This window comes from Mycobacterium sp. (assembly GCF_032162105.1).
Lineage (GTDB): Bacteria > Actinomycetota > Actinomycetes > Mycobacteriales > Mycobacteriaceae > Mycobacterium.
In genome coordinates this window covers 1-5680 of sequence record NZ_JAVRPS010000699.1, presented here as the reverse complement: position 1 = coordinate 5680, position 5680 = coordinate 1, and the positions used below count along the sequence as shown (strand labels likewise).

Genomic DNA, 5680 nt, shown 5'->3' with positions numbered 1-5680 from the left:
CGCCTGGAGGACTTCTGCTGGATCGCCACCCAGGAGCCCAACGTGCACGCCGGACTTGCGGTCGCGATGCCGTTCATTCACACCCGGCCGAAATACTTCGCGCAGATCATGGGCGAACTGCTCTACTGGGTCGGCGAGGACCGCATCCAATTCTCCTCCGACTACGCACTGTGGACACCGCGCTGGCTCGTCGAAGCGTTCGTTGATTTCCAGATTCCCGACGATCTCGGCGAGTACCCGGCGATCACCACCGAGCAGAAGAAGAAGATCCTCGGCCTCAACGCGGCGAAGATGTACGACATCGCGGTCCCGGCCGAGTCGCGGCTGCCGGCTGCAGACGAACCCGCGGTCGGCCCGCGCGGCGCCGACAACGTCACCGAAGCGGCGGACCATCTGGTCGGGGCCTGATGTGAACCTGCACGACGAGGCGTACGCGGCGCTGGGGGCGGTAGTTGATCCCGAGCTCGACGAGCCGATCACCGATCTGGGGTTCGTCCGCTCGCTCGTGACGACTGGCGGCGACGTCGAAGTCCATCTTCGGCTGCCGACGTCGTTCTGCGCGCCGAACTTCGCTTACCTCATGGCATCCGACGCCAAAGACGTTCTCACGAAACTTCATTGGACCGAGCAGGTGGTGGTCGAGCTCGACGACCATCACGATTCCGACATCATCAATGCCGGGCTCGCCACGGACGCTGGTTACCGGGGCACGTTTGGTCACGAGGCAGACAGCGACCTCGACGACCTGAGGCTCACATTCCAACGCAAGGCGCACACGGCCGCGATGGAGCGGTGCCTGACCCAGCTGCTGCGCTCTGACCGAACTCTGCCCGAGGCGTCGCTCGGCGAGGTACGTCTGCACGACCTGCCGGACAATGAGACAACGCGCGCGTTGCTGCGTCGCCGAAGCGCCCTCGGCCTCTCGCTCGGGCCGGACGCGTTGGTGATGGTCGATCACGACGGCCACGGCTACGCCTCAGACGATGTGCCGCTCGGGTTGCGCCGCGCCCGATCCACCCGGATCTCGATCGACGGCAATGCCCATTTCTGCCGCGGGCTGCTGCGCACTCGCTATCCCGAACCGTCCGACGAGCTGCGTGATCCGGCGTTCGTACCGTCGGCCGCGCTGACTCTCCCCGGCTGAATCTGATTGGAAAGGAACAACACCCATGAGCACCATGCGAGCCGTCCAGGTAGTGGGCTACCACCAGAACCTCGAGATGGCGGAGGTACCGGTCCCCACCCCGACCGGACCCTTCGACGTCATCGTGAAGATCGGCGGAGCGGGCGTCTGCCGAACCGATCTGCACATCCTCGAAGGCCAATGGGCCGAGAAGTCGCAGGTCCAGTTGCCCTACACGATCGGGCACGAGAATGCCGGCTGGGTCGACACGGTCGGATCCGCGGTGACCAATGTCCGCGAAGGCGACAAGGTGATCGTGCACCCATTGATCACCTGCGGGCTGTGCCGCGCTTGCCGCTCCGGCGACGACGTGCACTGCGAGGCCAACGCCTTTCCCGGCATCGACACCAACGGGGGCTACGCAGACTACCTGAGAACGTCGGCCCGCAGTGTCGTGAAGATCGACGACTCACTGGAACCCGCTGATGTCGCGGCACTCGCCGACGCCGGCCTTACCGCTTACCACGCCGCCGCCAAGGCCGCGCGTCGCCTCACGCCCCGGGATCGCTGCGTGGTGATCGGCGCAGGTGGGTTGGGGCACATCGGCATTCAAGTGCTGAAGGCTCTCACGCCTGCCGAACTCATCGTCGTGGATCGCAATCCCGACGCCGTCAAGCTCGCGTTGTCCATCGGCGCCGACCACGCGGTCGTCGCCGATGGGTCACAGGTGCAGCAGGTTCTCGAACTCACCGGCGGCAACGGCGCGGAAGCCGTCATCGACTTCGTCGGCGAGGGCGGCGCCACCAGCGAAGGGGTGCAGATGCTTCGCGGTGCCGGTGATTACCACGTCGTCGGCTACGGCGAGAACATCGACGTCCCGACGATCGACATCATCTCGAATGAGATCAACTTCATCGGTAACCTCGTCGGCTCGTACAACGACCTCTGCGACCTGATGGTGCTCGCCGCCCGCGGAGCCGTCCATCTGCACACCGTGAAGTACCGGCTCGACGACTTCCAGTCCGCCATCGACGATCTCGACGCCGGAAAGATCCGCGGCAGGGCGATCCTCATGCCCTGATCGGGCCCCGAACGCTTTCGTTGACTTCCAAACTCCAAGACACTTCCAAACTCCAAGACACTTCCAAACTCAAAGACAAAGGTGCGTGCGACATGGCAAAAGAGCTCAGATTCAGCAAGGACGCTAGAGCACTGCTCGAAGTGGGCGTGAACGCGCTAGCGGATGCGGTCAAGGTGACGTTGGGGCCCAAAGGCCGTAACGCGGTGTTGGAGAAGCTCACCGGAGCACCGACGATCACCAACGACGGCGTCACCATCGCCAAGGAGATTCAGCTGCGCGATCCCTTCGCGAACATGGGCGCTCAACTCGTCAAGGAGGTCGCCACCAAGACCAACGGCGTAGCCGGTGACGGGACGACAACCGCGACGGTGCTCGCGCAGGCGATGGTTCGCGAAGGCCTGAGGGCGGTCGAGGCCGGCGCCAACCCCATCCAACTCAAACGAGGCATCGAAAGGGCAACCACAGCCGTGGTGGACACCCTGCGCCAACGCAGCCGCAACACCACCGGCGAGGCCGACCTGCGCCATGTCGCGACCCTCTCGGCGAACAATGACAGCGACATCGGTGACGTCATCGCCGCGGCACTGACCAGGGTCGGCGCCGGGGGAGTCGTGACCGTGGAGGAATGGCCACAGTTCGGTCTTGGGCTCAGCTACGTCGACGGCGTGGAGTTCGACCACGGATTCGTCTCGCCGTACTTCGTGACCGACAAAGACCGGATGGAAGCGGTGCTGGAGGACGCCTGTGTGCTGCTGACCAACCAGAAGATCTCCACCGTGCAGACCCTGATGCCGGTTCTCGAGCAGGTGCAGCGCGCCAAGAAGCCGCTGCTGATCCTGTGCGAGAACATCGACGGACCGGCATTGAGCATGCTCGTGACCAACAATGTTCACGACACCTTCCGCTCAGTCGTGGTGCGAGCACCTGGCTTCGGCCACCGCCGGGTGGCCGAACTCGAAGACCTGGCAGCCCTATTGGGCGGCACGGTGGTCAGCCCCGAGTCCGGGCTGGCACTGGAGAACGTGCGCATCGAACACCTGGGAAGAGCGGCGAAGGTGACCGTCACCGAGCGCTTCACCACCCTCGTCGGCGGGGCGGGCTCCAAGGCCGACGTGGAGGCACGGATCGGCCAGATCGAGCGCGAGCTGGGCCGCGCTGAAAATGAACACGACCAGGACAACCTGCAGCTACGGATCGCCCGGCTGTCCGGCCGAGTTGCGGTAATCCACGTCGGCGCGGCAACCGACGTCGAACTCAAGGAAACACTCCACCGGGTCGAGGACTCGCTGTCGGCGACCCGCGCCGCTCTCGAGGAGGGCGTCGTCGCGGGCGGCGGAACCGCGCTGCTGCAGGCGCAGCCCGCGCTGGATTTGCTCGAGCTCACCGGAGATGTGGCCGAAGGGCGCGAGATCGTGCGCCGAGCAGTGGAGGAGCCACTGAGGTGGATCGCGATCAACGCCGGCTTCGACGGCGACGAAGTGGTTGCCACAGTCGCGAAACTGCCTGTCGGACAGGGCTTCAACGCCGTGACCGACAGCTACGGGGACATGTCCGAGGCCGGTGTCATCGATCCACTGAAGGTGACCCGATCCGCACTGCAGAGCGCGGCGTCGATCGCTGCATTGCTCCTCACCACCGAGACGCTCGTCGTCGAGGAGATCATGGTGAACCCAGGCGCGATCGTCGCCCCCGGATTCGGTGATCTCGCCGAAGGCATGGTTCGCCCGTCCAACATCTACTGACGCCGACCCCGGCAACGGTTGGGAGGTCGAGATGTGCTCGTATCCAACGGCTTTGCGGCGGTTCACGCTGGTATCGCACGATGCAGGTGACGGCAGTAAGTTCGACACGCCCCAACTCAGCGGTCTACTCGGTGCGGGCGGTCACGACATCTCACCACATCTTCGGTGGCAGGGTGCGCCCACTCCGACGCGGAGTTATGTCGTCACGATGTTCGACGAGCACGGGCTCGGCGACTCCGGATTCTGGCACTGGATCGTCGTCGACATCCCACCCGGAATGACCGAACTCAGGTCGGACGCGGGACATCCGAGCGGGCGTGGGTTGCCGAACTGTGCCCGCCAGCTCCCCAACGATCTCAAGCTCAACCGGTACATCGGAGCTTCCCCGCCACTGGGCGACCGGTCACACACCTACCGCATATCGGTTCATGCTCTCGACGTGGCGTGCCTGGACATTCCCGATGACGGCACGCCCGCTCGGTTGCTGTCGCAGCTGTACCGGCACGCCATCGGGCGAGCCAGTATCAGTGTGACCGGCGAGTATCCGCAACTCGCGTCCTCCAACGCCGGAGGCCGCATGACTGTGAAGGAGCAACCGTGATCTTCATCGTCGTTCGATTCGAGACAAAGCCCGACTGGTCGGACCGCTGGCCGGAACTGGTGGCCGGGTTCACACGAGCCACCAGGGCCGAGGAAGGGAATCTGTGGTTCGACTGGTCGCGCAGCCTGGACGACCCGGCTGAGTACGTTCTCGTCGAGGGTTTCCGTGATTCCGCAGCCGGCTCCGCGCACGTCAGCAGCGATCACTTCAAGTCCGCGATGCGCGAACTCCCACAGGCGTTGGCGTCGACGCCGAGAATCATTAGCCAGACCCTCGATGCGACTGGGTGGTCGGAGATGGCGGAGATGTCGGTGCACTGACCGCTGCGTCGGTACTCGGCCAACGCGCGCAGCCAACGCTGTGCGAGTACCGGCTTCTCGCATTGCATCGATGCCAGTCGCGCGGATCTGCGAGTCGGCAGTCGGCCGCGCTGGACGATTAACGGTAGGTATCGATTCCAGTTGGCGGGGGGCATGGATGGAGGTCAGCGGTGACGACATGGCTTCGCCGACAGTCAATTCTGGATTGGGTAAGGACAGAAAGGTTTCGAAGGGATACCAACATGCGAACTGGAATGAAGTACGTCACATCGGCGTTGGCAGCCGGTGCTGCCGCGGCAGCCATCGCCGCCGCACCCGTGGCGATGGCCGACCCAGCTCCGGCTCAGCCGGCAGTGGTCGCCGCCGCAACGACGGGCACGACCGGCGAAATCATCCCGGCCGGCCACGGCGGCGGCGGCTTCCACGGCGGCGGCGGTTTCCACGGCGGCGGCTGGGGCGGTGACCGCGGCGGCTGGGGCGGTGACCGCGGTTGGCACGGCGACCGCGGCTGGGGCGGCCCCTGGTTCCCCTGGGGCTGGCGGTAGCGGTCAAGAATCACCCACCTCAGACAGGCCCGCACCGGCGACCCCTCGCCGGCGCGGGCCGTCGGCTTCCGAGCCGCCGACCACGGTCGGCCCGTCCGACGCCGCGAGTTCCGAGCTCCTAGGATTGCACCGATGACCGCCCCGTTCTCCTGGGACCTCCCGTACGCCTGGCCGCGCAAACCCGTGCTGGCGCGCAACGTGGTCTGCACGTCGCAGCCGCTGGCCGCACAAGCCGGTCTGGCGATGCTGGCCGACGGCGGCAGCGCAG

7 protein-coding genes are annotated in these 5680 nt (G+C 65.5%); all 7 read left to right on the top strand.

The features are described from left to right. Window positions 1–408 (top strand): amidohydrolase family protein (locus tag QOC69_RS35435; RefSeq protein ID WP_526447390.1); only part of this gene is annotated, 408 nt, incomplete at its 5' end. Between the two features lies 1 nt (window position 409). Then, window positions 410–1144: an iron-sulfur cluster assembly protein gene (locus QOC69_RS35430; RefSeq protein WP_526447388.1), complete on the top strand. Its 735-nt coding sequence runs from the start codon at window positions 410–412 to the stop codon at window positions 1142–1144. A gap of 34 nt (window positions 1145–1178) precedes the next feature. Further along, window positions 1179–2204 (top strand): NAD(P)-dependent alcohol dehydrogenase, encoded by a 1026-nt coding sequence (locus QOC69_RS35425; protein ID WP_526447392.1) that lies wholly within the window; start codon window positions 1179–1181, stop codon window positions 2202–2204. 92 nt (window positions 2205–2296) lie between these two features. After that, window positions 2297–3946 (top strand): chaperonin GroEL, encoded by a 1650-nt coding sequence (gene groL / locus QOC69_RS35420; RefSeq protein WP_526447386.1) that lies wholly within the window; start codon window positions 2297–2299, stop codon window positions 3944–3946. Between the two features lie 31 nt (window positions 3947–3977). Next, window positions 3978–4547 (top strand): YbhB/YbcL family Raf kinase inhibitor-like protein, encoded by a 570-nt coding sequence (locus QOC69_RS35415; RefSeq protein WP_526447384.1) that lies wholly within the window; start codon window positions 3978–3980, stop codon window positions 4545–4547. Then, window positions 4544–4867: a putative quinol monooxygenase gene (locus tag QOC69_RS35410; RefSeq protein WP_526447382.1), complete on the top strand. Its 324-nt coding sequence runs from the start codon at window positions 4544–4546 to the stop codon at window positions 4865–4867. The genes QOC69_RS35415 and QOC69_RS35410 overlap by 4 nt, the downstream gene beginning before the upstream one ends. 242 nt (window positions 4868–5109) lie before the next feature. Continuing rightward, on the top strand, window positions 5110–5412 hold the full coding sequence (locus tag QOC69_RS35405) for a hypothetical protein (protein WP_526447380.1): 303 nt from the start codon (window positions 5110–5112) through the stop codon (window positions 5410–5412). Window positions 5413–5680 lie beyond the last annotated feature (268 nt).

Excerpts from the sequence above, each read along its gene's own strand:
- QOC69_RS35425 (WP_526447392.1), top strand. The coding sequence starts at position 1,179 with ATGCGAGCCGTCCAGGTAGTGGGCTACCACCAGAACCTCGAGATGGCG.
- groL (WP_526447386.1), top strand. The coding sequence starts at position 2,297 with ATGGCAAAAGAGCTCAGATTCAGCAAGGACGCTAGAGCACTGCTCGAA.
- QOC69_RS35415 (WP_526447384.1), top strand. The coding sequence starts at position 3,978 with ATGTGCTCGTATCCAACGGCTTTGCGGCGGTTCACGCTGGTATCGCAC.
- QOC69_RS35405 (WP_526447380.1), top strand. The coding sequence starts at position 5,110 with ATGCGAACTGGAATGAAGTACGTCACATCGGCGTTGGCAGCCGGTGCT.